1 protein-coding gene is annotated in these 538 nt (G+C 65.2%); it reads left to right on the top strand.

Features of this window, described 5'->3' with window-relative positions; genetic code table 11:
- Nucleotides 1-60: 60 nt before the first annotated feature.
- On the top strand, nt 61-538 hold a 478-nt coding region (locus AX709_RS16820; RefSeq protein WP_269453989.1), incomplete at its 3' end, for a recombinase family protein.

Genomic DNA, 538 nt, shown 5'->3' with positions numbered 1-538 from the left:
GGCAACTGACAAATAGCGCGATCAGAACGCCGCCATTTAGCGCGAGCGTTTACAGCGCGCGTGTCTACTAGGGACCAATCTCCTGCCCTTCAACTCGACGCACTCAGGCAAGCCGGATGCGAGCGAGTGTTTATGGAGAAGGCGTCCGGTGCGCAGCGCGATCGGCCTGAGCTGAAAGCCGCGCTTGATTACCTTCGTGCCGGCGACACGCTGGTGGTTTGGAAGCTCGATCGGCTCGCGCGCTCCGTCCGGCAGCTCGTGGAGACGGCCGAAGATCTTGCTAAGCGCGAGATCGGCCTTCGTGTACTCACCCAGGCGATCGACACCACCAGCCCCGGCGGGCGGCTTGTGTTCCACGTCTTCGCGGCCGTCGCCGAGTTTGAGCGTGAGTTGATGCTGGAGCGCACCCATGCCGGGCTTGCTCAGGCCAAGGCGCTAGGGCGGCGCGGCGGGCGCAAGCCGGCGATGGGGCCGGCCGAGATCAAGCGCGCCAAGGCGATGCTCGCAGACCCCACCATCACCGTTGAGGAGGTAGCGC

Origin of the sequence: Sphingomonas sp. CCH15-F11, from assembly GCF_001557005.1 — a bacterium.
Taxonomy (GTDB): Bacteria; Pseudomonadota; Alphaproteobacteria; order Sphingomonadales; family Sphingomonadaceae; genus Sphingomonas.
Note: the sequence above shows the minus strand (reverse complement) of the source record. Positions and strands in the feature narration are given on the sequence as shown.